Origin of the sequence: Xenorhabdus sp. KJ12.1 (assembly GCF_963876495.1) — a bacterium.
Classification (GTDB): Bacteria; Pseudomonadota; Gammaproteobacteria; order Enterobacterales; family Enterobacteriaceae; genus Xenorhabdus; species Xenorhabdus stockiae.
The window spans coordinates 81,019-106,902 of the sequence record NZ_CAWNQH010000056.1; the positions used below are offsets into that span (position 1 = coordinate 81,019).

Genomic DNA, 25,884 nt, shown 5'->3' on the forward strand with positions numbered 1-25,884 from the left:
AGAGTCGGCGAGCGGATCAATAAAAGTATCTGTCAAATTTAATTCAATAGTCAGTGCCGTTTCCCTTAAAGATAAAATAATCATGATTAAAAAACTTTAATGATTAAAAAAATTATAATGATGTTTTTTAATATGGGTATCAATCAGTTTTTCATTATTTTATATCGAACTGGAATAACAAATCGTTCCTCTTGCTAATTGTTTGATATGAACGTAGCGTAAGATTATGTCGCTCTATATGCTGGGTGAGAACTTTACCGACTCAATATTTTCGGGTTAAATTTCCTTCGCATAACTTCGCCTGTTATTTTTTGTCATAGAACAAATATTAAAACATACCAATATATTTTAATATCACAGCACAACGATAACAAAGAACATAATTCATTTTGTTAAGTAAACACCGCCAATAGAGCCGAAACTTGGAAGATGAAAGACATAAATAACCTACCGCTACTTTTTATATGGAATATCAAACATGCCTGAAAATAAAATTTATAAAAAACCGAATGAAAATATTGAACCCACAGTAACAACCATCAGTGATCTCTTATTACAAGCGGTACAACAGTATCCTCATTCCGGCCTCCGCTTTATTTCCGGTGATAAAGCCAACGAGAGTACATGGGTTACGTACCCCGATTTGATAAAAGAAGCACAGCGGGTACTGGGAGGATTGCGTGCTCATGCGCCCAAACCTGATGTTCATGTCATTCTGATCCTCGAGCATGCCTACGATTTCGTTTCCGCCATATGGGCTTGTATTCTTGGGGGATATGTTCCTTGCCCTGTTATTCCTATTCGTAATGACCCTGAACGTTGGGAAAAACATCTTAATCATGTTAGCTCTCTACTCGGAAACCCACTGCTGATTTCCACCAAATCACTGCAGAGGGAACTGGTTGGGCTCTCTGATGCTATCGATGTGAATAAATTACGCACGGCAATGCCGGATGATAGTATTCATCAAGCGAGTATTGATGATCCTGCCATATTTATGCTGACTTCAGGATCAACTGGTAATTCAAAAGCCGTAGTGCTAACACATGGGAATCTACTGTCGGCAATGAAAGGGAAAAATGAGCGTCAACGCCTGACGGCAGAAGATATCACGCTCAACTGGATTTCTTTCGATCATGTAGCCGCTTTTTCAGAAGCCCACCTATTACCTTTATCTGTTGGAGCTGAACAGCTCCATGTCCCACCCGAGACCATTCTTGCTGAACCTCTATTGTTCCTGCGCCTTATCAGCGATTATAGAGTCGCTATGACCTTCACACCTAATTTCCTTTTAGGCCAAATTAATGCTGCATTGAAATCAGGACGAACAGTTGCTCTAGAGCTTGAAAACAAACCGTTCGATCTCTCCTGCTTGCGGCAAATCATTTCAGGCGGAGAAGCTACTGTTGTTGAAACAGGAAGAAATTTCCATCATCTCCTTGCCCCTTACGGACTGGCAAACAATGTCATCTGGCCCGGGTTTGGCATGACAGAAACTTGTGCAGGCTCCATCTATTCATGCGAATTCCCTGATATTGATGCCAATAAAGAATTTGGTTCACTTGGTTTTCCTATTCTCGGCTTGCAAATGCGTGTTGCTAATGAAGATGGTCCTCTGTCACAAGCCGATGAAGTAGGAGAACTACAGTTGTACGGCCCGATGATCTTCACCCGGTACTATAATAATGAAGAGGCAACTCGGGAAGCGTTCACTGAAGATGGCTGGTTCCGAACAGGTGATCTTGCCTTGATCGAAAATGGGCGACTGAATCTAGTCGGAAGAAATAAAGACAGTATTATTGTGAGTGGAGTGAACTATTTCAGTCATGAACTTGAAACTACACTCGAGCAGCTCTCAGGCATTGAAAAATCATTTGTTGCGGCATTCCCGATACGGTCTGTGGGCAGTGATACCGAACAGCTTGTTGTTGCTTTTTCCGCCTCATTCCCACATTCCGACGATAACAAGCTGTATCACTTGCTCACTGCTATCCGCAATACCACTATCCTGCTTTGGGGCTTCCGTCCCACACTAATTTTGCCTCTACCACAAGAAGCTTTTCAGAAAACCAGTCTGGGTAAAATACAACGTGCAATTATGCGCAAGCGTCTGGAATCGGGCATATTTGCCGATGAAGTTCGTTATATCAAAGAGGTGAGTGATAAGCATACGGGCGGCTATATTCCACCAGCAGGTGAAACAGAAGAGATAATTGCCAATATCTATGCTGAACTGTTTAGTATTGAAACCGACCAGATAAGCGCAACAGAAAACTTTTTTGATGTGGGAGGTACTTCCCTCGATATCGTCAGACTTAAACAAGCTGTTCAACAACAGTTCAACATTAAAGATGTCCCTATCGTCACTCTTATTCAGAATCCAACAGTACGAACACTAGCGGCTCGTCTAGCTTCCCACGATAGTGGTATCTATGATCCTGTGGTTACCCTACAAGCCACAGGTAATAAAACACCAGTTTTCTGCATCCATCCCGGAATTGGTGAGATACTGGTTTTTGTCAATCTTGCAAAATATTTTATCAATGATCGTCCTTTCTACGCATTGCGCGCCCGCGGTCTTGAAGAAGGTGAAGAGCACTTCACATCATTCGAAGAGTTGGTCAACGTGTACCTTGAAGGGATCCGCTCACGTCAGCCACATGGTCCGTATGCAATCGCAGGATATTCCTATGGTAGCCCTGTGGCTTTCGAAATTGCCAAGCGCCTTGAGTCACAAGGTGAGCGTGTGGCTTTTGTTGGTAGTATTGATATGGCTCCATTGCTTATGCATCAGATGGCCGCAGTTGACGAAGCCGATATCGCCACCACATTAGCCTTTTTCCTCTCCTTAGTTGACAAAGAGGAAAAAGATGGATTAGCAGCCAAGATCCGTGCAGCCGCAGGGAACCAAGAAGCTTGTGAATATCTACTGAAAGATGTGTCATCTGAACGTCTGCAAGAACTGGATTTAAATTTAGAGAAATTCAAAGCATGGGCAACATTAACCCAATCATTATTGAATATTGGGCGTTCATATGTACCAACTGGTAATGTTGAATCAATTAGTGTCTTTTATGCCGATCCACCTCGCGGATCAAAAGAGGAGTGGTTTACTCACCTCAAATGCTGGGATGCTTTTTCCCGTCAGACAAATAATTATATCCCGGTAGCAGGTGACCATTACGACCTGATGGGGCCAAAAAATTTAGCAACATTTCAGGCGATCTTACGTAATGAACTTGACCGTAAGTTAGGTGATAAATAAACGATTGGGTGAAAGTTACAAATGAACATGAACACTCATATAAAAGCAACATTGGCCATTGATGTCAAAAACACAATAGGAGAAGGACCTTTGTGGGATGCCAGAGGAAATCGCCTTCTCTGGTGTGATAATGCGCTTGGTATCGTGCAGGAAGCCCAATCGAATAACAATATAGACTGGCATATCGGCAGGCGCTGGACATTAAACCGTCATATTGGTGGTGCTGTTCCCCGTAAAAATGGTGGCATCATTGTTGTCGCGGGTATTGATATTTTAGCGCTGGATGGTGACGGTCACATCACACAATTTGCTCAACTCGACGCAGACCCCAAAAAAGTACGGGCGAACGATGTGAAATGTGACGCTAAAGGCAGGTTGTGGGTTGGCACACTCGGTAATGATATTCTCACTTCTACCGGTGAGGTTATTGAAGGCCAAGGAGCACTCTACCGGATCGATCCTGATGGAACAATCACGACCATACTGAGCCATGTGACTCTCTCTAATGGACTGGATTGGAGTCCTGATGGCACAACGTCTTTTTATTATGTTGATTCACACACGCTGGCCGTGGATATCTTCGATTTTGATGCCACTGAGGGCACACTTCACAACCGGCGTTGCTTTAAAGCATTCGCTAAAGGTGAAGGAATACCAAACGGTTTAGTTGTTGATCATGAAGGGCATGTCTGGCTTGCTTTAATGGGCAGCGGAGAAATACACCGTTACTCTCCTGCAGGGGAGTTAATAGCGAAAGTCAGAGTATCCACACCGGCGGTCACAAGTTGTACATTTGGTGGCGTTCACGGTGACAACCTGTTTATCACTAGTGCAGGCCGAAAATTACCGGATATCACTAATAATTTGTATGGTCTTTCTCAGGAAGTTGTGGAACATTCTGCCACAGCCCCCGGAGCAGGAGGACTGTTTATTTGCCAACCAGGTGTTTCAGGGCCAGCCGCAACACCATTTGCAGGTTAGCTATTAGATAAGCATCATGGAGTTAATCTTCGCCATGGGGAATCGAGTCTCCATGGCGATAATTCATTGTATATCACCTTACTACTACAGATTTTTTATGGCTCATTCTCCCAATAATCAACACCCTCGCCCATAAAATTCATGGCACGGAATTGTTTCATCCCATTTACATCAGATTTTGCTTTAGCTAAGTATTTATTTGAATCGGGGTATTCGCAGATTTCAGGACTTTCCATTGTACTGATGGAAACATAACGCAGCATTTCATTGGATGTATTAATAATCTGATGGGGATACTTATCTCCCGGAGGAATGCAGATAACATCTCCTTCTTTTATCGGTATCATGTCACCAGCAATACGAAGTGTTCCAGATCCGTTGATAACAATGAACATTTCTTCTTGTGAATAATGGAAATGATATGGTACTGCGCGTTTTCCGGGAGGAACGCAGTCAATAGAAGCGCCTAGTTTAGAAGCCTGAGTCCCCTCTGTGAGAGAGCCACCATGAGATGCATACAATGGAGAACGTTCAAAATTATCCAGCTCAATTTCATTTATATTTCTGATTATAAAATTTTTCTTTGGACTATTATCTGTCACTCGTTTTTCTCCCAAATATATACACAATGGATTTGTAGCTGATGGTGTTGCTGACACCAGATAGCATCAATATCTCTATCACGTGCAGTATCTCTTTCTTCTGAAAATGCAACTGTCCTGTTACAAATTTCAAATTCTTACTACGATGATAACTTGTCCGTACTATCAACGATTCGTTCTTTTACCTACTAACCAGCGTGCTTTCTGGAAGGAATTTTCCATGAAGCTCTCTCTTTTTTATTCTCATATAAAAATAATGAATAAGTTTACCGTATATAGATAAAAGAATGCCAGATTAGACAATTAAACATATAGTTATTTCTATCTTTCTTCTCAAAAAGAACAATAAAATCAATAGAGGCAATATCAACTAAATGCTATTTAGATTGATATTTTTAATAAAATAAAAAATTCTAACATTAGTTTCAGTGGATACTATTAAAAAATGATTTATTTTTTTTAGTTTCTACATTTTAATGACTATATTTCACAGAATGAAAATTAGGATATAATATTGGTTAGATGACAATAGGAGGAAGATATGACTGAGTCATTGCAAAAAACCAAGCTAAATAAGACTGAACATGATGTACTGGAAATATGTCGTGAAGTGCTACTTGTTGAATCAATGGATATTTATGATGATTTTTTCAGCCTTGGCGCAGATTCTATTTCTTTAGTTGAAATACAAATCTTTATTGAGGATAAGCTAGGAAAGAAAATAGACTGGAGCGATGTTCTACGATTCAGAAATGTTCAATCACTCGCTGCTTTTATTGATTCCAGTTTTCGCATTCCGCCTCATGACAGAAAGGAAATCACATGGAACGGAGTAAAATATGCTTTTCGGGTTATTGGTGACATCAGTGACCCCCAAGTAGTCCCCATATTTATTATCGTTGGTGGTTTTCAGGATATGTACTCCTTACCTCACCTTGAATACCTCCTCAAAGAAGACAGTCCTCTCATCTTTGTCGACCTGCCCGGTACGGGTTCTGCTGACGATATTCCCCCAAATCAAAATTTTGAGTTTCTGGCTGAATGCACACGACACCTTTTAGATACCTTGTCTTTACAAACAATAAATCTCATCGGTATTTCATACGGCGGAGCGACAGCACTTGAGTTTACGTACAAATGGCCTGAAAGAGTGAATAAAACAGCATTTATAGGCACTGCACTCACCCAGCCACTTCATATTCAAGATAAACTGGATACAGCATTAAAGGCACTGACCGAAGGGAATTATGAAGAATTTACAGAAAATACCATTGCAAGTATTCTTTGCCTTGATCCGGATGTCGACATACTAGGCAGAGAAACAACATATAAACTTGTTAAGAAAACATTACTGGAATCAACACGCCATCATGCAGAAAGATATAAGTATCTCCAAAAACGCCTTTTAAACCAACGAGAATATGAGAAAGCAAACGGCTTTAACAAAGCCACTTTATTCATAACGGGTGAATACGATATCATCACTCCACCAGAAATTACTAAACGTTGTGCCTCTATTTTCCCTAACTCTATATTTACGACAATAAAAAAATCAGACCATCTTGTAATGATAGAACGGCCTGATGTGCTGACTGATATTCTTATTCAATTCTTTGATGGAAAGTCTCCAATCCAAAATAGTGACTTAAACGATATTGAGTTTATCAGTTAATATTCTAACAATATGAGAGAGAAAAGGAGTTCATATGAATGGCCCTGCTCCCTACGACAAGCACCCAATGAAGGGTTTTCCTCAAGTTTGCTATATCAAAAATACGGTGAAAAATCCGAACATTATTATTGGAGATTACACTTATTACGATGACCCGGAAGATGCTGAAAATTTTGAACGTAATGTCCTATACCATTTCCCGTTTATTGGAGACAAACTGATAATTGGTAAATTTTGCGCTTTAGCAAAAAGAGTGCAATTTATCATGAATGGTGCAAACCATAAGCTATCTGGTATTTCAACTTACCCTTTCCAGATCTTTGGTCATGGATGGGAAAAAGTTACGCCTTCCCTTAAATAACTTCCCATTAAGGGAGATACCATGATCGGAAACGATGTTTGGATAGGTTATGATGCATTAATTATGCCTGGTGTAAAAATAGGCAATGGTGCAATTATTTCATCCCGTGCTGTTGTCACTACCGATGTGCCAGCATATACCATAGTTGGCGGTAATCCGGCCAGAATCATAAAAACCCGTTTTCCCCCTGATGTCATAGTCAAACTGGAGAAATTAGCATGGTGGGACTGGCCGGTAGAAACAATAACTCGCCACCTATCTCTGATTGTTTCAGGTGATATTGACGCCTTACTCCGACTTCAGGATATCTAAAACTCCCCTTAACAAACCTGAAATACCTTGCACTTCATATGTAAGGTATTTCAGGTTAATGAAAAAACGCCTGAGTCGCCATCCACAGATACGTAATTAAACAAATAAGCATTTCATCTACAGATAAGTGAAGTTTGCTAAGGTGAGTGATATTTGAAGAAATCAGGGCGAAAAATCATGACAGCGATATCATCATGGAATAACAGATTGATTAATATTTTATTTTTTGTATTAACAATCAATCCTGTGCTTGCTTTTGCCGGGGCTCCAATAAGCATCGGAGAGCATAATCTACCCACATTTTATAATTGGTCAGGGAAAACACCAGAACAAGCCGGTCAATTACTTCGCGTCGAACCATTAGACTCTGTACAAAGCCTGTCGAATGCCGATCAAAACATTCGTATTCTCTATAGTTCGACCGACGGTATCGATAATCACTCTCCAATTACGGTTTCTGGCGCGCTATTTTTACCGAAAGGAACACCACCAAAAGGGGGATGGCCATTATTAGCCTGGGCACATGGCACCGTCGGTATCGCGAATATTTGTGCTCCATCGTTTGCAGGCCGAAGTAAACGTGATATTGGCTACCTCAACTACTGGCTCAAACAAGGATATGCCATTGTTGCTACAGACTATCAAGGATTGGGAACCCCGGGATTACACCCATATTCTGACTATCGGGCTACAGCTTATAGCCTGCTTGATAGTATCCGCGCAGTTCAGCAAGGCCATTTTCATCTATCAAAGAAAACAATACTCATTGGGCAATCGCAAGGCGGAGGAGCAACGTTTGCCGCTACCTTATACGCAAAAAGCTACTCACCTGATCTCGATATTGTCGGTGCTGTAACAACGGGAACCAGTGTGCCTGACGCTATCAAGAAAATAGTAAAACGAGATGATATTGTCAGACATACGCTTGCTTACCTTCTGTTAGCAATAAATACCGTATCGTTAGTCGAACCATCATTATCGCCAGAGGATTATCTGAGTGACAAAGCAATCCCGGCTTTTCGCCTTTCACAAACTCACTGTCTGCGTGATATAGAAAAACAAATATTTTCAGATAACCTAACCGGCGCAAATAGCTTTAAGAAAGATCCATCACCGCTTATACAAGCTATCATGGACATTAGATATTACCCCGCCATAAAAACCGACATTCCTATTTTCTGGGGAACAGGTGGGCAGGATGTAGACTCACCAAAAGCCGGTCAAGTTCAGCTTGTTACTGCTGCGTGCAAACGAGGCAGCCATATTGAGTGGCATCTCTATCCCGATTTGAGCCATTCGGCCACAATGAAAGGTTCTTTGCCCGACTCTACCATTTTTGTTAAACGCGCTTTTTCAGGTGAACATATCGACGGGAATTGCGCTACGAGCACAGAGTAATCATTGTTGAATAATAACGGGCTGTATTTTTACTTTAAACACAGCCCATTGCAGATTTTTACGACAAAAACGCTTTAACCAAAAGAGTCGTTATAGGGTCTGGAGAGTAAGATCTCCCACCGGAAAGTGTAAGAATCTTTCAAAGTCTTGTCTGAGCGCTGTCTCTGGTAAAGACTGTAAAGTTAACTCCCTCTGCTGACAATCAAAAATACCATCTTCCTGTCCAAGGTCACTTTGTATCTTTGATTCATTAACAAATAATTCAGCTCTTGGGATACGAACTTTCTCGTATTGGCGCAGAGCGGCAATTGGATCAGGCTGCTGCTTCAACATATGCCCCAAAACAGCAGCATCTTCAATCGCCATCCCGGCACCTTGGCCCAGTGTCGTAAGCATAGGATGAGCGGCATCACCTAAAAGAGTAATTCTTCCTTTTCCCCAAAGCGGGGAAAAAGGCCTGTCCTGCGCAGATACGGAGATAATATCTTCCGATGGCGTTTGTGAAATAATGTCGGAAACAATTGTTGGCCAACCCTCAAAATAGGCCAGAACATCCTGATTACTCCCTTGCCAGTGACAGGCCTGCTCGTTGCTCATGTTTGCAGTTCCCCACCAATAGACTTCCCCTCCGCCTATATCGATTAAACCGACTCGTTTTCCCTGCCCCAAATAATGGACAACGTAGCCGGGGGTAATTTGCGGATGCTGATAGCGGGTAATTGCCAGCCAGCAGATATAATCAGAAGCGCGGAGTGGCTGATTCCCCTGTAGATATTCCCGGACAACAGAATGAATACCATCAGCACCAATCAACAGATCACCCTGTGTTTCTCTGCCGTCAGCAAAACGGACAGTAACAGCATTATCACTTTCGATAATTTCATCTACTTTCGCATCGACATGGATAATGCTCTGATCTAATTGCTGTAACAGGGCTTCCTGTAGTGCCTTACGTGATAAACAGACACTATCAAATCCATTGGAAGACGAGATTTCAGGTACAGGCATTCTGCGTATAAGCTGATCCTTAACGTTCCTGATTTCGAAATTCTTAACCGGAGCACCAAAGTTTTCCAGTTTCAAATTAACCCCAATAGAGGATAACGCCGCAACAGCATTAGTTATCACAGAAAGGCCAGAACCTGCCGTTCGTAAAGTCGTTGCCTGTTCGTAAACTTCAACCTCATAACCAAGCCGCTGTAAAACAACCGCCGTCGTTAATCCGCCAATACCTGCACCAGCTATAATAACTTTCAATGGACGGGACATATTTTCTCCGAATCCGATATGACTTGTTTTGTAGACGATTTTTCCATTTCCTGAAGAATGACCTTTGCCACTTCCTGTACATAAGGTTCTTCCATGATTTCCAGATGATCCCCGGGCACATCAATGACATTGATATAACCGCTTGTTTTGCTCTCCCAGCCATTTTTCGGATCACGATACTCACTTCGTACCGCATCATGCATAGAGCGCAGAATGACAGGTAACGGCCGTGTTGCATGTAATAAAGTCATATTGATATTAGCTTTATAAGCAACATGGTCTGTAGCCGCTTTCCAGTTAGCTTTATACACATCGAATAACCGCTGTATGACTGCACGGGAACTGCCCTGAGGAATTGCACCTGTTGCGATAGCATGCTCGGTGATATATTCGAATTGTTCCTGCAAAGAAGTAATCTGCTCCGGTAACGTCTGTTCCGGAAGTGTGGCACCTTCATTCAACCACAATAATTCCCAAAAGAACCATCGCAGCAAAGCACCTTCATTTATTGTTGTCTGAGACGATGCGTTAACAGCAACCGTGTCTAAAATGAAAAGGTCTGTCACATCTTCACCCTGCTCCTTCAATTGTCTGGCCATTTCGAATGCGACAAATCCGCCATAAGACCAACCTCCGATTGAATATGGGCCATGTGGCTGTATTTCACGTATAGCTTCCAGATAATTTGCAGCCTGTTCCTGTATGCTGTTCAGCGGCATAGATCCTGCGTCTACGCCATGCGCCTGTAATGCATAGAAAGGCTGGTCGTCAGGGAAATACTTCACTAACCGCAAATAGGACAACACATTTCCCCCCATAGGATGGACAAAAAACAGTGGCTGTTTATGTCCTGTCGTTCGCATGGGGACAAGCGGACTAAATTTGGGATACCCTCCCTCTTCCCTGATATGTGCAGCTAACTGAGCAACCGTCGGGTAACTGATAAAAAGAGACAAAGGCACGTTGGTGCTGAAATGCTTTTCAATCAAGACCACCATTCTCATGGCAGTTAATGAAGTAGCACCGATATCAAACAGATTCTGGTGAACAGATACAGCAGGAATTTTCAGCAAATCAGCGGCCAAATCACACAGAACCTGTTCATAATTGTCTCGTGGCGCAATATCTCCTGCGTTGTTATGGCATTGCATGATCTTCATACTGCGTAATGCTGCATCATCACGCTTACCACTTAACGTTTTGGGCAGAGTACTCAGCCACTCTATTCGCGAAGGCACCATGTATTTAGGCAATTTTTCGGACACATGTTGCTGTATACGCCCAATTAATGCTTCATTCTTTTCTCCGATCAAAAATGCCACCAGCAGGCTATCATTTTCCCCAATTTGCTGAACGACAACAGCGACGTCTTGCAGAACCTTGTCAGCACCGGGCGTACTCGATATCGCTAATTCTATTTCTGCCAGTTCTACACGATACCCACGTACTTTCACTTGAGTATCTTTTCGTCCTAAGCTGAGGATATTGCCATCCTTGAGTTTTACGCCTAAATCACCGGTTCGATACAGTGTCTCTCCGCTGCCTTTAAGGGTAATAAATCGTTCTGCGGTTAATTCTGGCTGGCGGTAATAACCCTGTGCGACAGGTAAACCACGGGCATAAATCTCCCCCTGTTCACCAGTGGCGACCTCTTCTAACTGGCTATTAAGTAAGATGATATCTGCGTTGTTGATACTTTTACCAATGGGAGGAAGTGCCGGAAAAGCGGCCGGATCACCCTGCATGGTAAATGCCGTGATAACATGGGTTTCCGTCGGGCCGTACTGGTTCTCAAGAATACCGTTATTAATCTGACCGATAAGCAAACGAATATCATCCGTCACCCGAAGTTGTTCACCTGATGAAATAACAACTTTCAGGTTTTTCGGGTAGGTTTCCAGTGCAACGGCGGTTTCAGCTAATTGCTGAAGCGCAACATAAGGCAGATAAATTCTTTCTGTCCGGTAATTATCAAGAGTACGCAGTAGTTGCAAAGGATCGCGTCGCTCATCTTCACTGATAAGATGTAGCTCGCCACCAGCAGCCAACGTAGAGAAAATTTCCTGAAATGAAACGTCAAAACTCAGTGGCGCATACTGTAAGGTAGAACAAATATTTTTACCGGGATGGGTTTCATTCTGCCAGATAACCATATTTGACAGGCTACGGTGCGGCATTGCCACGCCTTTAGGTTTTCCCGTTGAACCGGAGGTAAACAGTAAATAAGCCAGTTGCTCAGGCGCTATGTCTGTTTCTGGTTCCTCTGTATCTGATAAAAGCTCATCTCTGTGTATCAGCGTATCAGCCCTTACGGTTGGAATTTCCGCCACGTTAAATAACTGACTGGATTTATCATCAACAATGGCAAGTGCTGGCTGAGCTTGTTCCATCATGGCTTCAATACGCTGAGCCGGATAGCTTAAATCCAACGGAAGACAAACTCCGCCTGCTCTCATAACACCAAGCAGTGATGCAACCAGTATCGGAGAGCGTTCAAGCGCAATCGCAACAGGTGTATTTTGTACAATGCCACCCGCAATCAACACGGAAGCAATTTTCCCGGATTCCGACCAGAGTTTTCTATAGCTCCATTGCAGATCATAATAACGGATTGCAATTGCATCCGGCTGTTCCCATACATTTTTGGCCATCATCGCCAGCACAGAGATAAATTCCTGAGAAGATATTTCTTTATTGCTTTGTGTAAGCGGCTGGCTCAGCGTTGCCGGTTGATCATGATGGCTGACCATTCTGTTCAATATGGACATATAGATATCCATATATGTATCAGCCTGAATCTGTGAGAACACCCTGCCATCAAAATCACATCGCAGATAATGTTGGCCAGTACTGAAATCGGTCATGACATTGAGCAGTAATTCAAAATTCGTCTCTTCCCACGGATCAAATGCAGTGAGAGATAAATCAGGAGTGTCAAAAACGTCCTTTAATACGTGAAAATGTATGTAATTAAACGCGGAACTTATTTCAGCGCCTTCTCCGGCCACTTGCCGGATAGCATTAAGCGGATATTTACGATATGGGGCATGACGCTGTTCAGCGCTAAATACAGCATGGATACACTCTTTCCATGTTTTATTCTGCGCAGAAAAACGGACAGGTAATGTATTGAGAAACAAACCCAGTATTTGCTCTGAATTCTGTGCATCCGGTCTGCCATGAGTGACTAATCCGGTTGCAATTTCATCCTGAGCTGTAATTTTAGCCACAGTTAAACAATGGGCGGCAAAGAATACTGATTTAACTGAAACACGTTCACGTTGGACTAACGTCGTCAGCTTTTCTTCCGTCTCTTTGGGAATGATTGATTTTTTAGTGAAGATCCGATCTTCTGGCCCACTGTCGTACAATCGGTAGGCAGGTAATTGGGTTCTGGAAAGCCCGCTGAACATGCTTTTCCAGAACAACTGGTGTTCCTGACACTGTAATACGTGGATCTCATCCTGAACATATAGAGCTGGTGATGGTAATACATCTGCCTCAGAAGAATACATCCCCTCATGCTGGTAACGAGAAAAGAGTTCACGTATCAAATTTGCCACACTGCCACCATCCAGAATGGCATGATGAAAACTGAATACCATATCGATAGTATCTGCCGTTCTGAATAAGCTGATTCGATACAATGGCGCACAATCAAATTGGTAGTTATGACGACGTCCTTTTTCCATGCACTCTTTGATCGTTATTTCGGAGTCATCATGTGTCAGTGAGCTGATATCACGAATCTCTACAACATCATCAAGCCTGATATTGTGGTTGATAATTTGTAATGGTTCACTGAAATCCGCCAGATTAAAGTGGGAACGCAGGACAGGATGCCGCTGGATTATCGCTGATATACTTTGACGAAAAGTTTCAGGCTCCCACTTTCCTTTCAGCGTATAACGGAAAACATCTTTATAAGTGGCTGAATGTTTACTCTGCTGGCTGTGATATATCAAACCAAGCTGAAGTTGAGTGGCAGGAAACGCATCTTCATAGTGTGAAAGTGCTGCACGCTCTTTTTCTTTGATCAAGGAAAACGGAGATAGCTCAACATGTTTTTGAACTTTTCGGCCAGCGTCAATTTGCTGGCTCAACTCAGCTATTGTCAAATATTGTGATAACTCAGAAAGCGTGACATTCATTCCTGCTTTTTCAGCCTCAGAACGCACTTTCAACATCAGGATTGAATCACCGCCTAATGTGTAAAAATTATCCTGCACGCTGAGCTTCTCAATCTTTAATACCTTTTGCCATATTTCAGCCAATTGATATTCAGTTTCAGTCTGAGCATCATCATAGATAGCCGAAACCTCCGTTTTTACCAATGAGCTATTTACCAGCGTAATAAGTGCCTGACGATCAACTTTTCCGTTTGGAGTAAGAGGAATATAAGAAACAGGGATAAATTGCTGCGGGATCATGAAATCAGGCAAGCATTCCAGTAACATCTCACGCAGTTTTTCGGAAGTAAAATACTGGTTGTTGATGACATTCGGGTTAATAACATAATATGCACACAGGTAAGTATCCCCATTACTGTTTACCTGTGGTAAAACCTCCGCACGGCTGATCCCCTGAATACGCTCAAGCGTATTTTGTATTTCCCCCAGCTCAATACGGTTACCTCTGATTTTTACCTGATTATCAATTCGCCCCAAATATTCAATGCTGCCATCAGCTAACCATTTAGCTAAATCCCCTGTGCGATACCAGCGTTTATCACCATCCAGAATGAATTTCTCGTCTGTTAATTCAGTTTTATTGTGATAACCACGGGCTAACCCAATGCCACTAATCTGCAACTCACCCGCAATACCTATTGGTTGCCGGGTGCCATGCTGGGACACGATTCTCAGTGTAATATTGTTGATCGGGAATCCAATAGGAACCCGATTGATAACACTGTCATTTTCGGGAAGAAACTCAAAATATGACACATCTACGGTTGCCTCTGTCGGGCCATAGAGATTGATCAAAGCCGGTGCATTTAAACCAAGAGCGGAAAAAATATTACGGAACTGATTAACTCGTGCCGGAGGCAAGGCTTCACCGCTGGTGAATACACGGCGTAAGCTAGTTAGTTGATTCACTAAATCTGGCTCAGCTTCCAGAATATCGAGGAAAGGCTGAAGCATAGAAGGAACAAAGTGCAATGTTGTTACGTTGTGTGTACTTATTGCTTTTATTATCTCCCGCGGATCTTTATGAGCACCGGGAGGTAATAAGTGAACAGATGCTCCGGAAATCGACCACCAGAATAATTCCCAGACAGATACATCAAATGAAATGGGTGTCTTTTGTAATATCACATCCGTGTTATTCAAGGGATAACGTTCCTGCATCCACTCAATCCGGTTTACCGCTGAATTATGGTTGATCATTACACCTTTAGGCTGTCCGGTAGAACCTGAGGTATAAATCATATAAGCCAGCGAATCTGCGTCAGATAAATTGGGCTGCTTTATATGCTCATGAGAAATGCGACTTCCGTCAATAACAACATACGATTGCTCACTCAAAGATGGATTAACCTCATCGGAAATGATGACTGTGACACCACTGTCCTTCAGCATATAGTTAACCCGCCCTTGCGGATAATTGGGATCTACAGGCAAATAAGCAGCACCAGCTTTCAATACCGCGAAAATCGCTGTGAGCATATCCGTACTACGATCCATCAAAATAGCAACCATGTCCCCTTTTTTCACGCCAGCCTTCAGTAAAACGGCCACCATACTGTCTATACGGTTTTGGAACTGGAGATAAGTCAGGGCTGGTTTCGCGCCAGAACTTGCAATAGCGATTGCTTCACCGTCTAATGCAACCTGAGTATCAAATAGCGTTGATAAGGTTTCTTGTTTTGAGAATTCAGTAAGCGGCCCTTGCTCAAAAAGAGCAAGTCGTGCCATTTCTTCTATTGAAGAGAAGTTCACCTGAGCAACAGTCTGCTCCGGTGATGCAACCATCTGCTCAATGATATGCCCTAAAGATGAAGTAAGGGATTCAAATGAATAATCTTCATCGAAAATATCCTCAGCCCCGGTAATATCAATCGCAACTTCCCTATTATTCCCACAGCTATGAACATGAATCGCAATAGCATCATCTTCATGGGCCGTTGCTGCGGCATAAATCTCTTCGTCGCTATAGATATCACTGGAAGCCGCAGTTAGGGGTGAATAGTTATAAGATACAGTGACATCAAAACACTGACGTTTCCCGGCGCCTATAGATTTAAGTAAACGCCCAAGAGGAATATGTTCAAACGTTTTTAGATTTGAAATATCTACTTTAATACGCGCCGCCAGTTCAAGAAACGTATCCTGTGCGTTGACTGTAACAGCCAATGGCAGTGTATTAGCCCACTCCCCTGCAATATCAAGCTGATTCATACGACGATTAAGGAATGGAACACCAATTGTTAATCGGGTGTTATTGTGTATTCGTGATAACAAGATAGCCACTGAAGCCATAACAACCTGATAAGGATTGATTCCCTGAGAAAGCATTTTTTCTACTTTAGCAGGCGCTAATAGGTGTCTATGCTGTATAAAGTGAGACTGATGCGTTTTCTTTTTCCGATTAAAAAAAACCGGTTCATGACGTTGTGTAAGCTCAGCCAGTTTTGTTATTTGCTGTTCTGTTTCTGGCTGTGACAGTATTCTTTCCTGTTCAAGGATCGATGAAATATACTTTTCAGTGTTGAGGGATAGTGATTCTGTATTATTTTTAGTATTCCGATAATATTTGGCAATTTTTTTTGTTAGCTGATTTATTCCCCAACCATCACAAACAATATGATGAGCACGAATAAAAATAGCCGACTGGTTATTTTTCAAATTGCGCAGTAAGGCAACTTCAAGTAATGATTTGTCATTCAGAGTAAAAATGTGTTTTGACCATTCTTTGAAGAGCACAGAAATATCTTTACCTTCAGCATCAATAATTTTCACTTGATTAACAGCACTGTTTTTTATCTGCTGATTCAGCACTCCATCCTGTTCAAGGATACGTAATTTATGTGTTACATCGCGACTTATAATGTTATTAACCACATGAAAATATCTTTCAAAGTTAATGTTTTCTTTTAATTTTCGCGCGATGGCTATAGTAAATTGATTACTTTCTGGATTACGTTGAGTTTCATAATAAATTTCTTTTTGGTACTGGGTAAGAGGTACTAATTGTGAAGTTTTCATAACGGTTTACTGCTTACATCGTAATTCGGGTGTTTTATTTTATGAACCACGCTTTACTCAACACAAGGAGTATTATTTTACATTGCATTACATTTTTTATTAAACACATAATAAAATTATACCATATGATAATTACTTGATAATTAATTGATAGTTGTCAAATATGAATAATTTAATAAACAGGTTTCCATAAAGACCATGTGATAATATTTGATCTTTTTTTCATGGAAATAATTATTGCTCTTATGTCATTATTTGATAATGTGAGATTTATTAAAAGAATATATTTTAACCCTAAATATATATACATGTAGGAGAAAGTAATGCTATCAGAAATGACTGTGTCTTATCGTAAGTCTGCTGCACTGTTTGCCTTTGTGGAAAGTAAAGCGCCATTATATTTAACCACCCAAGAGGGTAAAACAGCGAAACATCTTGCTCAATTATGTCATGTTTCTGAGGATAGGTTTCATAGGTTGTTGAATTATATGCAAACACTCAATGTGTTAACAAAAAAAGAAGATAAATTTTATCTCACTGAACAATGTTCAACTCTCAGCGATCCAAACAGTTTTGAGACATTACACATAAAATTCGAATTAAACCCAGCCATTTGGAATGCATGGTCACAATACAGCACATCTCTGAATGAAATGAGCGACAAACCGGCGTTTGAAATACAAAATCATCAATCATTTTTCGCTTATGCTGGTCATGAAAGTAATAAAAACTTCAAAATGATTTTTGATGCTTCTATGGCAAAAGCAACTGAATCAAAGAGTGATCAAATTATTGAAAATATACCTCTAAATGGCATTAATTCATTTATTGATATCGGTGGAGGTCTTGGTGCTTTAGCAAAAAATATAAAAATCCGATATCCTCATATCCAGTGTCACGTCATGGATCTGTATGATTTTGACAAAAAAGAATCTGAAGGTGTAACTTTAATTAATGGTGATTTTTTTGCTGATATCCCTTCAGGATACGATGCTTATTGTATACAAAATGTATTACATAACTGGCCAGATAAAAAAGCCGTTGACATTCTCAGAAATTGCCATAAAGCAATGAGAAAAGATTCTGTTTTATATATTATCGAGATGATTAAAGAGAAAAATAATGCGACCTCAGAGTCTTTTGATTTATATATGGACGTCACAGTATCGGGTAAATCACGATATCGCTCAGAATTCGAATCAATAGCAGGACAAGCTGGTCTCACCATAACAAATGTATACAATCTTAATTTCTCCCTGATAGGAAGTCATCACTATATTATTGAAATGAAAAAGTAAGCAGTCAATAACACGAATCACGACTATTCAGGAAAATAACATGCAACAAACATTAACCACTCAAACCTCTCGTCTCGAACTGACTGAACGTATTATCACAGCCAAACTTGCTAAAAACCTCTCATGGGAAGACATTGCGCGTGGCACAGGGCTGAGTGTGACTTTTGTTACCGCGGCCTTACTTGGGCAACATTCATTACCGGTGGAAGCAGCCAAAAAGGTTGTCGAACAATTGGGGCTGAAAGATGATGCGGTAAAACTTCTACAGGCAATTCCTATGCGGGGTTCAATCCCAACCGGAATACCGACTGACCCAACGATTTATCGCTTCTATGAAATATTACAAGTCTACGGGACAACCTTAAAAGCGTTAATTCATGAGCAATTTGGCGACGGTATAATTAGTGCGATTGACTTTAAATTAGATATCAAGAAAACCGAAGATCCCGCAGGCGGAAGCCGGGCTGTAATCACTCTGGACGGTAAGTATTTACCGACAAAACCATTTTAATCATGTGAAACCCGTGTGCTGGTGGATGTTTTCCTGTGAGCGAAGAAGTGTTCGGGGTGATGAATGAAAAAGGAATTCAACTCGATTAAAGATTAGCTGGCACACTGTGTGGTTACTTTATCCTATACACAAATCGGATGTTACGGGATTAGACAAGTAACCCACTTTTTGACTAAAAATATTTTTCCAGTTGTATTCGTACTTAATATCTCAGCAACAGAAAATTTAACGAATGCAGTATAGCTGGGGTTTTGGTAGTTACAAAGTTGCATAGCAAACTTCATATTGCTGCTTTACAAAAGCGTTAATGATGAGGGATATTTTTGTGAAGCATGGAAAAAAGCTGTTGCTCTGTCTTACACAGAGACAAACCACCTTCAGTGTGTACTTTCACCAGCCACGGTTGTACCAATCCAGCCTGCTCAAGCTGAGTTTTTTGCAGGAACACGGTTTCAGTGCTGCCGGAACTGATCATTTCTCCATTTGCCAGCACATATAAGCCATCGCAGATTTGATAGATTAAATCTATATCATGACTGGAAATAATGATCCTTTTACCTTCAGCTGCAATAGCGTGGATAATATCTAGCATTTGTTGGCGCCCTGCCGGATCAAGCCCTGCTGTTGGTTCATCCAGCAATAAATAATCAGCATCCATAACCAGCGCACCCGCAATAGCGACTCTTTTTTTCTGACCAAAACTCAGGTATTGAATAGGCTTATCGCGAAAAGTGTGTGCATCTACCTGTGTCAGTGCATATTCTATCCGGCGCTGAATTTCAGTTTCATCAACACCCAGATTACGCAAACTAAAAGCAAGATCGCTGTTGATATCGGTATAAAAAATTTGTTGGTCGGGGTCCTGAAAAACTGTCACAACACGCTGGCGTAGAGCCATCAAACCTTTTTTACTGTAATCCAGCGGTGTGTTATTCCACCAGACTGCGCCTTTTTGTGGGCGCAGAATACCGGAAAGATTCATAAATAAGGTGGATTTGCCACAGCCATTTGCACCAATAATGCCAGTAACCTGAAAGCGACTGAAATCAAGTGTGAGATCTTTTAAGACCGGATCATCCTGATAGCTGAAAGACAGTGCCCGAGTTTCTAACATATTGTTTATCCTTATTTCATTGTTTTTCTGCTGATAAATGGAAATTCCCCTGATATAGCTTGAGTTCTAATGCCACGCTCATTTGCTGATAACGGTTCATTACCCGCACAAATAACATACTGATTAGCATTGCCAGTGAGTGGTAACTCGTTCGCAAAGTGCGGTAACCGAACTGTAATGATTGCGCATGATGAATGGCGGCGGTTTCCTCCAAAAAGATAAAAATAAAACGCCATGTCAGCAGGAGTTGTTCGATTAGCAGATGAGGAACGCGGAAAAATTTCAGTAATCGGATTATCTGCTCAAAGGGCATGTTCATCATGAACCAGAATGTTGCAGATAGCGCAGCAAGGCTGCGCCAGAGAGTTTGATTAGCTATCTGAATTCCCTGCGTATCAATACCAAGCCAATATTGCCCGATACGAAATCCCCACAGCATTTTTTCCGGCTGCATACCAATGGACAACACAATAGCAATTAGGCCGAATACCAAAAAACTGCAAGGAATTAACAGCCATTTCAAATAACGCAGCAGGCTGATCCGCAATAGATAGCAGCTAAGCATCACAAGCCCGACCAACAATACGGCCTGCCACAATGGCGAAAGCACCATTGCCAGAGTCATGAACAGGAGATACAGGGCGAATTTCGCCCTGGGATCTTTATCACGCCAGCGGCTCTGGTAACTGAGTTTATCTATTCCGATCATGATCTTTCCGATTACGGTGATAATAACCAAAAATGTAGAAAATCACGGCAGTACCCAGGCTTCCCTGTAAAGTAAACAACAGGCTTTCAATCTCACCACTGGCAGGTTCATAGAGGGACTCAAACCACGGTGTATAATCCGGCGCTATTTCCATAATCTGGGCTTCTGCCTGTCCATCTGCTCCACCAAATTCTCCGCCATGCTCAATGAAAAACGGGATAATGCACAGTGCTGCAACGAGGGACAGTAATATCAAGGTCTTTTTCATTTGTTGTTCTCCTCAGAAACTGCGGGCCTGAATTAATTGTCTTTTTACCAACTGGTCGTAAATCAGTACGGTTAGTAACCCTTCAGCCACGGCAATGGGAAGCTGAGTTATGCAGAAAATACCCATGAATTTAAGGATCGCCGCCCCCATACCGAGTTGCGGATCAGGAAAAGCAACACCCAACTGAATGGAGGTAATGGCGTAAGTGACGATATCAGCGACAAAAGCACACAAAAAGACGCTAATATCTTTGCGCATTCCCATCTTGCAGGAGAAACGCCAGATCAAATACCCGGCCACTGGGCCAATGACTGCCATTGACATTCCGTTAGCACCCAGCGTTGTGATACCGCCATGCGCCAGCAATAACGCCTGAAACAACAAGACAATTGCGCCCAGTATCGCCACAACAGAAGGGCCAAATAGAATCACCGCCAGCGCCACGCCAGTAGGATGTGAGCAACTTCCGGTAACCGAAGGAATTTTCAGAGCTGAAAGGACAAAAATAAATGCACCACACAGTGCCAGCAAGACTTTCTGATTCCCCTCATCCTGCACAATCTGGCGTAACTTTACCAACCCGACCGCCAGACAAGGCAGAAAAGCCAGCCACCATCCAATCGCCCACATGGGGGGCAAAAAACCCTCCATGACATGCATAGCAAAAACTTCCTGCGGTGCCATCACCAACAACAGTGCGATAATTGCACTCAATAACGTAGAGTTCGTTAGTTTCTGTTGCATAACTCACCTCGATAATTGCCAGTTTTTATTAATTAAAATCGTTGAAAAATAAGATAACTCCTGTCTGCAATCTTTTTCACTGAACGGCAGTGTGGTAAGGTCGCGCCAGCATTGTTCACCCGGCAATGTGGCATCAGCCATCATTAATGCATGTTCCAGAAGATTGTGACGTTGTAACAAGTTACGGATCAGGGGGAAATGCGAATAGACTTTCATCAGGACAAGGCAATCGTGATTAAGCAATGCCTGTTCTAAAGTGGTTTCAGAAGCAGTACAGGAAATAACAGCCAATGTTTGGTTTTCCATTGCCAATGGCATCGTACCGGCAGCGGCGATAGCAGAAAATGAAGTTATTCCCGGCACAATTTCCAGCCACGGCGGAATGACCATTTGAGTCGATACCAGCCGCTGCAAAAGGTATACCCATGTGCTGAACAGCATAGGATCACCCAAAGTGATAAAACCGACTTTTCTGCCATTAGACACTTCATCTTGCAATGAGTGAGCAACTTCATCCCACACTGCGTTTTTAGCGTCTATATCGGCTTTCATTAAAAAGTGGTAAGTGAAAACTTTGGTTTCCGCCAAAAGATATTCTTCAATAATGGAGTGAGCAAGGCTTTTGGCTCCCTTTTTGCCCGTTGGGGTATAGATCACATCAAGTTCAGCAAGAATGCGGGCTGCCCGTACCGTAATCAGATCACTGGCTCCCGGCCCCACGCCAATAACATACAGTTTCCCCATATTATCCGACGATTTTTCATCCATCAGATTTTCTCCTGACAGTTCAGCGCACAAGTCAGGTGGTCGACAAACATCTGCCGAATTTTCGGATTTTCTCCCAATCCCTGTAGCCAGGGGATTGCGGCTATTCCGGCTTTTTCCAGCTGTGATTTCCACGAACCGTCTTCACTTGAAGCCATGTCATTGATGGCATGATCTCCGGCCACCAGCATCAATGGCATCAGATATACTTTGCGGATCCGTTGCTCTTTTAATCCTTTTATAATCAGGGGAAGTTCCGGATAACTTTCAACCGCACCTACCCGTGCCGGAAAGTGATAATGATTCATCAGATGGTCAAGACAGGAGTAAGCAGAAAAAGCATGGTGTTCTGTGCCATGTCCCATAAAGATGACACGTTCGTTTTCTGTCAGTACAGGAAGCTGGTGGTGTAATGCCCGCATCAGTTGCAGATAATCATCAAAATGGCTGAGTAACGGAGCGCCGAGCACTAATCGTCTAAAGCGAGGACGAAATTTTTCAACTTCATGTAACACCTTTTCATATTCATCGCCCTTGATAATATGCAAACACTGAACGGCAACATCGTTATAACCGGCGTGGTGTAATCTGGTTAACGCATCATGGGGGTTATCAATATGAATATCATCGCGCTGGCGCAATTTGCGAATGATCATACCGGAGGTAAATGCCCTGAAGAGTTCCCTGTCCGGAAATACGGATGCCAGTTGTTGCTCACAGGCTTCAATATTATTTTTCAGTGTTTCGTGATAACTGGTTCCGAAACTGATCACCAACAGTGCTTTTTTCATTTCGTTTTTCCTTATTGGTTTGTTTTAATTTGCCAACAAGCACGCCATCTCTTCTAATCCATGAATCTGAGTGATCCCCTCACCTTCAAATTGTTGTTCTGGGCGACAAATCACAATGCAGGGCAGCCCAAGAGAAAGACACGGTTCCACTTTTTCCCTGAAGCCCCCCTGTTCACCAGACTCTTTGGTAATCACAACATCTGCCCGGCAAAACTGGTAAAAAGCCCGATTAAAATCAGCACTGAACGGGCCTTTCAGGGCAAAAATCTGATCGACAGATAAGCCGCAGGATTCACACATTTTCAGCACTTCTGCGGTTGGTAATACCCGGGCCAGTACCGTTTTCTCTTTCAGGTACGTCATATAATCGGCCAGCTGTTTACTGCCGGTTGTCAGCAAAACCCGTGTACCCAGCCTGACCGCTGTTTCGCATGCCTGTTTGATGGTTGTGACTTTATGAATAAGCGGGTTATCGACGGTATCAATATCGCTGGGTCGGATATAACGAATGAGAGGAATACCTAACTTCTGGCAGGCACTGACAATATTCTGGCTCAGTCGTTCAGCATAGGGATGCGAGGCATCAATCACCCTTTCCATTTCCCGCGTTTTCAGATAATCAGCCATCTCTTCCGCTTCCATTCTGCCGGTAATTATCTCGCCACAGATCCCCATCGCCTGTTGTACGCCTGCGGAAGTCGCCACTGACAGGCAGTAATTGATACCGACAGTATCCATCATCTGACAAATCTGACGGGCATCGCTGGTTCCGCCAAAAATGAGAGTCGCTGGCCGTTTCATAACCGGTATCCCCTTGGTGTGATCATCAGCCCGTCACGTACATATGTTGACTGATTACCCACTATTACCAGACTACGCATATCAACACGGGAGAAATCCATTGAGCCAAAAGTGGTCAGCCATTTATCTTCATGTTTACGTCCTGCTGCTTTCACCACTCCTACAGGCGTATCTGCTGATTTCCACGGTTCCATCAGGGCAAATGCCCGGGCCAGATGTTCTTCTCGTCCACGGCTGCGCGGATTATAGAAACAGATGACAAAATCGGCTTCTGCCGCGGCCTTCACCCGTTTTTCGATCAATTCCCACGGCGTCAGCAGATCACTCAGGCTGATATGACAAAAGTCATGCATTAACGGCGCCCCAAGCAAAGCAGCACAGGCGGTACTTGCCGTCACTCCGGCCACCAGCCTGACTTCTACATTACGTTTTTGCTGACTGACCAGTTCCAGAATCAGACCGGCCATGCCATAAATACCCGCATCACCACTGCAAACCACCGCCACATTTTTACCCTGTTCTGCCAGTTCAATCGCTGTCTGACAACGTTCTATCTCCTTACACATGCCAGTTTTAATAATTTCCTTGTCGCCAACCAACGTTTTCACTAAATGGGTGTAGGTTTTATAACCCACCACGATATCAGCGGCTTTCAGGGCTGTTATCGCTTCCTGCGTCATCATGGCTTCGCTACCAGGACCAATTCCAATAACAGTTAACATGGACTCAATACTCCTAATGTGATGGTGACACCTTGCTCTCGCAGAGTATGGCCAACTAAGTGCCCTTTACTCATTAACCAAGCCACAGGCTGGGAGACACTGCCGATGCCTACCGTTTTCCGGACAAATTCAGACGTGGGAAATACTTGCTCATAGCGGGAAAGCTGATTAACAGAAAAAGTTTGAAAGGGAATTTGATGCTGCTGACTTAATTGGATTAATGCTGGCTCGTCTTTTTTCAATTCAATACTGCCGATGGCTTTCAGTGCCAGTGGTTCAAGGTTGAGTTCTAACAGATGGCGTTCTAAGAGTTCGGCGCATTGCTCAGGTTCTACCCCTCGCCGGCAACCTATTCCTGCCACAATACGGCGAGGAATTAATTTAAATACAGGGATTGCCAGCATTATATTAGTTCGTTCATAACTGACATATACCAAAGCATCCAGCTCAGGGCGCTCTTCAAGAGAAGCAACGGGAATGAACCCACGTATATCGTAACGATTTTTTTCACCACTCAAATCAGGGTGAAACCAAATTCCAACCCGTTTACCATTAACCAGCATTTGATTAACGGTTTTAACGCTCTCCCGGAAATTATCCATCTTTCCATCTAATTGTTGGGATAAGAGATCCAGCGCCGCGACCTGATTGACATCCGTTGCTGTCGTAATGACAGCCTGACCATCAAGGATATCGGCAATCTGCTGTGCCAGTTTATTGGCGCCTCCCATATGCCCTGACAATAAACTGATAGCAAACTGCCCTTTTTCATCCAGCACAATAACCGCCGGATCAGTCATTTTATCCCGGAGTAAAGGCGCAATAACCCGAATGGCGATCCCCGTTGCACCAACCATGATCAGGGCACTATACCGTGTGAATACTTTGCGTACCGTATTGGAAAAACTACCGTCAAATGTGAAAAATCCACTTTCCACCAGCTCAGGGGAAGTAAAGCAATCTATCGCTAAATAGGACTGCAAACGACGAGCCAGTGCGATGCCTCCCGCTGTCAGACAAAACAAGGCATATTTGTTATCAGGAGTGACTGCATGAAGTGACATTGTCACTTCATCTGTTATTGTGTCAGCAA

18 protein-coding genes and 1 pseudogene are annotated in these 25,884 nt (G+C 42.6%); 7 read left to right on the forward strand and 12 right to left on the reverse strand.

Annotated elements, in window-relative coordinates:
* The first annotated feature begins 478 nt into the window (after positions 1–478).
* Together AACS92_RS05050 and AACS92_RS05055 are read left to right on the forward strand one after the other, a co-directional pair.
* A complete protein-coding gene (locus AACS92_RS05050) occupies positions 479–3,265 on the forward strand; it encodes a non-ribosomal peptide synthetase (protein ID WP_099110248.1) in 2,787 nt (928 codons plus the stop codon).
* A 21-nt stretch (positions 3,266–3,286) separates the two neighbouring features.
* A complete protein-coding gene (locus AACS92_RS05055) occupies positions 3,287–4,246 on the forward strand; it encodes an SMP-30/gluconolactonase/LRE family protein (RefSeq protein ID WP_099110249.1) in 960 nt (319 codons plus the stop codon).
* Between the two features lie 95 nt (positions 4,247–4,341).
* On the opposite strand, the gene AACS92_RS05060 is transcribed toward AACS92_RS05055, so the two are convergent.
* The gene (locus AACS92_RS05060; RefSeq protein WP_099110250.1) at positions 4,342–4,848 is read right to left on the reverse strand and encodes a cupin domain-containing protein; all 507 of its coding nucleotides are present in this window, start codon (positions 4,846–4,848) and stop codon (positions 4,342–4,344) included.
* Between the two features lie 541 nt (positions 4,849–5,389).
* Between AACS92_RS05060 and AACS92_RS05065 the strand changes: the two genes are divergently transcribed.
* The 3 genes and pseudogenes from AACS92_RS05065 (at position 5,390) to AACS92_RS05075 (ending at position 8,591) form a co-directional block, all read left to right on the forward strand.
* Positions 5,390–6,520 (forward strand): alpha/beta fold hydrolase, encoded by a 1,131-nt coding sequence (locus AACS92_RS05065; protein WP_099110251.1) that lies wholly within the window; start codon positions 5,390–5,392, stop codon positions 6,518–6,520.
* 34 nt (positions 6,521–6,554) lie between these two features.
* Positions 6,555–7,193 (forward strand): annotated as a pseudogene (locus tag AACS92_RS05070) (Vat family streptogramin A O-acetyltransferase).
* A 177-nt stretch (positions 7,194–7,370) separates the two neighbouring features.
* Positions 7,371–8,591, forward strand: a complete 1,221-nt coding sequence (locus AACS92_RS05075) for a lipase family protein (RefSeq protein WP_099110252.1) — start codon at positions 7,371–7,373, stop codon at positions 8,589–8,591.
* A gap of 90 nt (positions 8,592–8,681) precedes the next feature.
* On the opposite strand, the gene AACS92_RS05080 is transcribed toward AACS92_RS05075, so the two are convergent.
* Complete coding sequence (locus AACS92_RS05080; RefSeq protein WP_099110253.1) at positions 8,682–9,860, reverse strand: FAD-dependent monooxygenase; 1,179 nt, start codon at positions 9,858–9,860, stop codon at positions 8,682–8,684.
* Positions 9,845–17,068 carry an amino acid adenylation domain-containing protein gene (locus AACS92_RS05085; RefSeq protein ID WP_099110254.1) on the reverse strand — a complete coding sequence of 2,408 codons (7,224 nt, stop codon included), beginning with the start codon at positions 17,066–17,068 and terminating at the stop codon, positions 9,845–9,847. Before AACS92_RS05085 ends, AACS92_RS05080 begins: the two co-directional genes overlap by 16 nt.
* 323 nt (positions 17,069–17,391) lie before the next feature.
* Between AACS92_RS05085 and AACS92_RS05090 the strand changes: the two genes are divergently transcribed.
* Both AACS92_RS05090 and cynS read left to right on the forward strand, forming a co-directional pair.
* The gene (locus AACS92_RS05090) at positions 17,392–18,366 is read left to right on the forward strand and encodes a methyltransferase (protein ID WP_099110255.1); all 975 of its coding nucleotides are present in this window, start codon (positions 17,392–17,394) and stop codon (positions 18,364–18,366) included.
* A 40-nt stretch (positions 18,367–18,406) separates the two neighbouring features.
* Positions 18,407–18,877 carry a cyanase gene (gene cynS / locus AACS92_RS05095; RefSeq protein WP_099110256.1) on the forward strand — a complete coding sequence of 157 codons (471 nt, stop codon included), beginning with the start codon at positions 18,407–18,409 and terminating at the stop codon, positions 18,875–18,877.
* Positions 18,878–19,181: 304 nt separating this feature from the next.
* Here the strand turns inward: cynS and AACS92_RS05100 are convergent, their stop codons facing one another.
* Genes AACS92_RS05100 through cbiG form a run of 9 tightly spaced genes read right to left on the reverse strand, consistent with a single transcriptional unit; the run spans position 19,182 to position 25,855 of the window.
* On the reverse strand, positions 19,182–19,991 hold the full coding sequence (locus AACS92_RS05100) for an ATP-binding cassette domain-containing protein (protein WP_099110257.1): 810 nt from the start codon (positions 19,989–19,991) through the stop codon (positions 19,182–19,184).
* A 16-nt stretch (positions 19,992–20,007) separates the two neighbouring features.
* Positions 20,008–20,700: an energy-coupling factor ABC transporter transmembrane protein gene (locus AACS92_RS05105; protein WP_099110258.1), complete on the reverse strand. Its 693-nt coding sequence runs from the start codon at positions 20,698–20,700 to the stop codon at positions 20,008–20,010.
* On the reverse strand, positions 20,684–20,968 hold the full coding sequence (locus AACS92_RS05110; protein WP_099110259.1) for an energy-coupling factor ABC transporter substrate-binding protein: 285 nt from the start codon (positions 20,966–20,968) through the stop codon (positions 20,684–20,686). Before AACS92_RS05110 ends, AACS92_RS05105 begins: the two co-directional genes overlap by 17 nt.
* Before the next feature lie 12 nt (positions 20,969–20,980).
* On the reverse strand, positions 20,981–21,712 hold the full coding sequence (locus AACS92_RS05115; protein WP_099110260.1) for an energy-coupling factor ABC transporter permease: 732 nt from the start codon (positions 21,710–21,712) through the stop codon (positions 20,981–20,983).
* 3 nt (positions 21,713–21,715) lie between these two features.
* Positions 21,716–22,480 carry a cobalt-factor II C(20)-methyltransferase gene (locus AACS92_RS05120; RefSeq protein ID WP_099110261.1) on the reverse strand — a complete coding sequence of 255 codons (765 nt, stop codon included), beginning with the start codon at positions 22,478–22,480 and terminating at the stop codon, positions 21,716–21,718.
* The gene (cbiK, locus tag AACS92_RS05125) at positions 22,480–23,268 is read right to left on the reverse strand and encodes a sirohydrochlorin cobaltochelatase (protein WP_099110262.1); all 789 of its coding nucleotides are present in this window, start codon (positions 23,266–23,268) and stop codon (positions 22,480–22,482) included. The genes AACS92_RS05120 and cbiK overlap by 1 nt, the downstream gene beginning before the upstream one ends.
* Before the next feature lie 24 nt (positions 23,269–23,292).
* On the reverse strand, positions 23,293–24,069 hold the full coding sequence (locus AACS92_RS05130; protein WP_099110263.1) for a cobalt-precorrin-6A reductase: 777 nt from the start codon (positions 24,067–24,069) through the stop codon (positions 23,293–23,295).
* Positions 24,066–24,791: a precorrin-3B C(17)-methyltransferase gene (locus tag AACS92_RS05135; RefSeq protein ID WP_099110264.1), complete on the reverse strand. Its 726-nt coding sequence runs from the start codon at positions 24,789–24,791 to the stop codon at positions 24,066–24,068. Before AACS92_RS05135 ends, AACS92_RS05130 begins: the two co-directional genes overlap by 4 nt.
* Positions 24,785–25,855: a cobalt-precorrin 5A hydrolase gene (cbiG, locus tag AACS92_RS05140; RefSeq protein ID WP_099110279.1), complete on the reverse strand. Its 1,071-nt coding sequence runs from the start codon at positions 25,853–25,855 to the stop codon at positions 24,785–24,787. The genes AACS92_RS05135 and cbiG overlap by 7 nt, the downstream gene beginning before the upstream one ends.
* Positions 25,856–25,884: the final 29 nt, after the last annotated feature.